At 74.5% G+C, this 4,541-nt stretch carries 5 protein-coding genes; 2 read left to right on the top strand and 3 right to left on the bottom strand.

The window, feature by feature from the left end:
- On the top strand, window positions 1–1,080 hold a 1,080-nt coding region (locus ITP53_RS53960; RefSeq protein WP_195903242.1), incomplete at its 5' end, for a tetratricopeptide repeat protein.
- A gap of 151 nt (window positions 1,081–1,231) precedes the next feature.
- Here ITP53_RS53960 and ITP53_RS53955 read toward each other — a convergent pair.
- The gene (locus ITP53_RS53955) at window positions 1,232–2,497 is read right to left on the bottom strand and encodes an NAD(P)/FAD-dependent oxidoreductase (protein WP_195903241.1); all 1,266 of its coding nucleotides are present in this window, start codon (window positions 2,495–2,497) and stop codon (window positions 1,232–1,234) included.
- Window positions 2,498–2,623: 126 nt separating this feature from the next.
- On the opposite strand from ITP53_RS53955, the gene ITP53_RS53950 reads away from it, so the two are divergent.
- Window positions 2,624–3,634, top strand: a complete 1,011-nt coding sequence (locus ITP53_RS53950) for a hypothetical protein (RefSeq protein WP_195903240.1) — start codon at window positions 2,624–2,626, stop codon at window positions 3,632–3,634.
- 12 nt (window positions 3,635–3,646) lie between these two features.
- On the opposite strand, the gene ITP53_RS53945 is transcribed toward ITP53_RS53950, so the two are convergent.
- Together ITP53_RS53945 and ITP53_RS53940 are read right to left on the bottom strand one after the other, a co-directional pair.
- Complete coding sequence (locus tag ITP53_RS53945; protein WP_195903239.1) at window positions 3,647–4,075, bottom strand: type II toxin-antitoxin system PemK/MazF family toxin; 429 nt, start codon at window positions 4,073–4,075, stop codon at window positions 3,647–3,649.
- 41 nt (window positions 4,076–4,116) lie between these two features.
- Window positions 4,117–4,541 (bottom strand): helix-turn-helix domain-containing protein (locus tag ITP53_RS53940; RefSeq protein ID WP_195903238.1); only part of this gene is annotated, 425 nt, incomplete at its 5' end.

Here is a 4,541-nt window from a genome sequence, read left to right as displayed (position 1 = left end):
GAACCCGAACGCGCCCGGCTGCTCATCACCATCGCGATGGAACGGCGCGCCGATGCCGGGCGCCGAGGTGACCAGGCGGCGCGGGAAGCGGAGGCGATCGCCCGCCGCATGGGGGACCCGGCGCTGCTGGCGTACGCGCTCAACGGCCGCTACATGCAGACCTTCCACCGGGCGGGGCTCGCCGCCGAGCGGGCCGGGATCGGCGAGGAACTGCTCGATCTGGCCGCCCGGCATGAGGGGCTGGTGACGTTCGAGGTGCTGGGGCACCTGATCCTCATCCAGGCGGGCGCTGCGCTCGCCGACCTCGCGACCGCGGACCGGCACGCCGCCGCCGCCGACCGCCTCGCCGAACGTTACGGCCTGCCCCTGGTGGGCGTGTTCACCACCTGGTACGCCGCGCTCCGGCTCGCCGTCACGGGCCGGCGGGACGAGGCGCGCACCGCCTACCGCACGGCCGCCGCCCGGCTCACCGGCATAGGGATGCCCGGCCTGGAGGAGGGAATCCTGCCCCTCGCCCTGCTCTCCGTCGGCATCGCGTCACCGGACGCCGACTGGGGCCCGTACGAGCGCTGGTCCCGCCCCCTGCTCGCCGACCCCGGCCCGTTCGGCGGCGAGACACCCCCCGGTTCCTCCCGGCTCCCGTTCACCGACCAGGTACTCGCCGTCTGCGACTCCTCCCGCCTGACGCACGCCGGCGAGGTGCCCCTGGAACCTGGTTCCTCACCGCTCCCGCTCGCCGGCGAGGCGCACGCCATTCCGGAATCACCGGGGGACCTGCTCCTCGAGGTTCGGACCTGCCTGCACGCCATGGTCGCGATCCGGGCTGGGGACCTGACGGCGATGGAACGCCTGTACGCCCGACTGCTGCCCGCGGCCGATGAACTCGCCGGTGCGGGCAGCGGACTGCTCACCTTCGGCCCTACGGCACAGCACCTCGGCGACCTGTCCGCCGCCCTTGGGCGATACGACCAGGCCGCGGGTCACTACCGGCACGCGCGGGCCATCGCGGAACGAGCCGGGGCCCCGCACTGGGCCGCCACCGCCGGCGCCGCGCTGCACCGCCTCGGCAAGCGGTCGTGAATCGGGGACAGGGACAACGACCGCCCCGCACTCGTGGGCACGTGAACGAGGGCCCCGGTCAGAAGCCGGGGTGGGGCCGGACGGTCGTGGGTCGGACGGTGGTTGGTCGGACGGTGGTTGGTCAGACGGTGGTTGGTCGGACGGTGGTTGGTCAGACGGTGGCGGGGGCGTACGGAGTGATGTCGATGGGTGGTTCCTCGCCGAGGGCGAGGGCGGCGGCGATTTCGCCGGTGTACGGGCCCGCCGTCAGCCCGTACGCGCTCAACCCCGTAGCCACCACGACCCGGCCGGTCAGCGGGCCGATGAGGGCGGGGCCGGGGGCGTAGACCGGGCGCAGCCCCACCCTGGTCTCCGCCACCGTCGCCCCGAACAGCCCAGGCGCCACCCGCAGCCCCGCCTCGATCACCTCCTCAAGACCCCCCATGGTGACCCGCGGCGCGAACCCCACGTCCTCGACCGTCGCCCCCACCACGACGCGGGAGTCGGGGAAGCCGAGCAGGTACGGGCCCAGCCGGGGCAGGATGATCGGCCACCACGCCGTGTCGACGCCCTCCAGCGTGGCGTGCAGGATCTGGCCACGCCGGGGGAACACCGGCAACTCCACCCCCAGCGGCCGGCACACCTCGCCGGTCCACGCCCCGGCGGCGACGATCACCATGTCGGCGTCGATCGGCCGGCCCTCGCCGGTGTACGAGGGTGCTTCCGTGGTCGCCGCCGGCGCGGTGGCGGCTGGAGCGAGCGGGGCCGCCTGGCGCCAGGAGTCCTGCGGTCCCACGGCGGCGGGCCGGCCGCCGGCTGCCGCCGTGGACTCCACGGCCTCCCCGCCTTCCCTGGGTTCATGGACGATCTCCCGGAGGGGTGGTTCGCCGTGCTTGGGCCGGATGAGGACCTGGCCGTCCGGTGCCAGGGTCGCGGTGCCCGTACGCACCTCGGCGCCCTGGCGGACGGCGGCACGCAGGAGCGCGTCGCGTACGGCGCTACCCTCCACGCGGGCCGCGCCCGGCACCAGGATCGCGCTCAGTTCGTCGGACAGCGGCGGGAACAGCTCCGACGGGGTGTCCACGTCGACGACGTCCCCCATCTCCGGCGCGGCGGGATGTCGGCGGCGCAGCAGGGCGCGTACCGGCTCCAGGTCCACCGGGTCCTCGGCCACCAGGAGGGCGCCCACCTTCGCGTACCCGATGTCCTCGCCCAACTCCTCCACCAGTCCCGGGTAGTGGCGGGCGCCCTCGCGGGTGAGGCGGTACCAGTCATCGTCCTCCGGGTGGTCCACCCACGGGCAGACGATGCCGGCGCCCGCGCGCGTCGCCGCGCCGGGGCGGTGGCTGTCCACGACGGTCACGCTCGCGCCGCGCCCGCTCAGGTAGTAGGCCGCGCCGGCTCCGACGATGCCGCTTCCGATCACCACAACACGCATGAACCCCATGATTCCAGCAGTGCTGACCTCGCCTGATACGGGGATGGCGGCCTTGCCAAGCGGATACTCCCACACGGCCTTCTCGGGGGCATGGGCGTGCCGGGTCCGGACGGTTATGGTCGGCGCATGGACGCCGCCGTCACCAGGATCGACCTGCCCCTCCCCGTGCGGGTCGCCGCGTCCGACGGGACCACCGTCTGGTGCGCGGCGGGCGGCGAGGTGCTGGTCCACACGGCGTCAGGCATGCCACTGAACCCCGAGAGTGACACCCGCCTCCCACGCACACGTCCAGGACCCGCCGCCCCGCCTGGAGCCGGGCAGTCGGAGGCCGGGAGGACGTCACGCACGGACGCCGCGGCCGGGCGCTCCGGCGAGGCGGGGGCGGGCCGGGCCGCCGGATGGGTGCCGGGGCTGCGATCTCTCGCCGCGGTGCCGGGGACGGTGGCCGGTACGGCCGGGGTGCCGGGAACGTTGCCGGAGACCGTGATGGTGCCGAGGACGTTCGCGGGGAAGCCGTCCGCTGGGACCTTGGCGGGAACGGTGGCGGGCACCGCGGGCGACCGCGTCTACTGGTTCGGCTCGGCTGGAGAGCCGATCGCCGGCGTACGGTTCGACGGCCGGGCGATGGCGGGTGGCGGAGAGATCTGGGCCGTCGGCGACGACCGGGCCTGCCGTCTGGCCGCGCCCGGCCGCCTGGGGCCGCCGGTGGAGTTACCCGGCCTGGACCGCTGCGCCGTGGAGGGCGAACGCCTGTGGTGGACGTCGAAACACGACACCTTGCTGCGCGGCGGCCCGAGGGAGGTCGACCTCGGCACGGGCCCGCGCGGCGGCTTGGCGGTGTGCGCCGGCTTCCTGTGGATCAGCGTGGAAGGCGGGTTGCTGCGCGTGTCCACCTGGTCGGGCGAACCGGGGCGGTACATGGGCGCGCCCGCGGGACCTGTGCCGTTCCTGGTCTGCGCGAACGGCGTGCTGGTGGGCGCCGGGCGCGACCTGTTCACGCTGGCCAGGGCCGCGGGCGCCGCCTTCCGGGTGATCTCGCTGGGACTGGACGCGCCGCCGGCGATGGTGATCCCGGCGGGCAAGCACGTCTGGGCCTTCCCCGCCGACCGCCCGTACGCCCTGGTCGTCGCGGTGTGACCGAAGATCCGGCTAGCGGGCGCCCCAGCCGTACGTCTTCATGAGCCTGGCCGCGACCCGGGCGAAGCGGTCGCCGTCGAGCACCGCGCCCTCGCGGCGGATGTCGTCCTCGTCCAGCACGAAGACGCGGTCCATCCGTACGTACGAGACCCGGCCGTCACGGCCCCACGCCCCCAGCTCCAGCCAGTCAGGGTCGTCATCGCCCTTGCTGGACAGCATCATGCCGAGGAGCCTGCGCCCGGTGCGGCCCACGATCAGCAGGGGCCGGTCCTTGCCACGGTCCGGGTCCTCCTCGTACGGCACCCACGCCCAGACGATCTCGCCCGGATCGGCGAGGCCGTCGAGGTCGGGGGAGTAGGCCAGGGTGGCGGGCCCACGGAGGGAATGGATCTCACGTACCGCACCCCGGGCCGGCCGGGGGTCCTCACCTAGATCGCGCATTTGGGGAGCTTATGGTGACGAGCGGGCGAAAATCCAGCCGGTCATGGATCTGGGGAGATCAGCAGGCGGCGCAGGGCCGTGGGGGTGTGGCCCACGTGGCTGCGGATCGTCCGGGTCAGGTGGGCCTGGTCGGCGAACCCCAGATCGGCGGCGAGCGTGGCCAGGCTCGGCTCGCCCTCCTCCAGCCGGTCGAGTGCCCGGCCCACGCGCACGCGGTTGCGGTAGTGGGTGAGCGAGACGCCGAGCTCACGGGTGAACGCCCGGCTGAGCCGGTAGGGCGACACCTTCAGGAACTCGGCGAGGGACAGCAGGCCGGCGGCTGAGGGATGGCCGGCCGAGATGGCCTCCCGCGCGGCGTCCGCGATCCGAGCGGACGTCCGGCCGGGAGGAGTGGCGGGCGGGTGCACCGGGCACGGAGCGGCGGTGGGGCGCATGGTCCGGCCGGGGGAGGCGGTGGCGCGGGGAC

Source organism: Nonomuraea cypriaca, assembly GCF_015645445.1.
Taxonomy (GTDB): Bacteria; Actinomycetota; Actinomycetes; order Streptosporangiales; family Streptosporangiaceae; genus Nonomuraea; species Nonomuraea cypriaca.
The sequence above is the reverse complement of the archived record's forward strand: the minus strand, read 5'-3'. Positions and strand labels throughout refer to the sequence as shown.

Excerpts from the sequence above, each read along its gene's own strand:
- ITP53_RS53950 (WP_195903240.1), top strand. The coding sequence starts at position 2,624 with ATGGACGCCGCCGTCACCAGGATCGACCTGCCCCTCCCCGTGCGGGTC.
- ITP53_RS53945 (WP_195903239.1), bottom strand. The coding sequence starts at position 4,075 with ATGCGCGATCTAGGTGAGGACCCCCGGCCGGCCCGGGGTGCGGTACGT.
- ITP53_RS53955 (WP_195903241.1), bottom strand. The coding sequence starts at position 2,497 with ATGCGTGTTGTGGTGATCGGAAGCGGCATCGTCGGAGCCGGCGCGGCC.